This is a genomic window from Photobacterium sp. R1 (genome assembly GCF_054600795.1).
The window spans coordinates 1-253 of the sequence record NZ_BAAHZP010000749.1 but is presented as its reverse complement, the minus strand read 5'-3'; the positions used below and the strand labels follow the sequence as shown (position 1 = coordinate 253).

1 protein-coding gene is annotated in these 253 nt (G+C 54.5%); it reads right to left on the bottom strand.

The annotated features are described in order from the left end of the window. On the bottom strand, nt 1-253 hold a 253-nt coding region (locus ACYP03_RS27075; protein ID WP_459782816.1), incomplete at both ends, for a SecDF P1 head subdomain-containing protein.

Below are 253 nucleotides of genomic sequence, written 5' to 3'. Positions count from 1 at the left end.
GGTAATACGGAACTGGTTCCCCAACTGCGACTGAATGGTAGCAACACTGATGACGCGCTCGCTGCGCTCAGTGTCGCCCCGGGCATTGGTTTTGTATTCCCGGTAGACGGTCGCCATCGGCTTGCCGATATGTTTGCCTGAGAAGTCACTCATGATCTTGCCACCGGCATGATCAAGTGAAATGTTCACTTCTGAAAACCCCACCGGATCCATACCTGCCCGCGCATTGACAATGTGCTCACCACTCAGCACC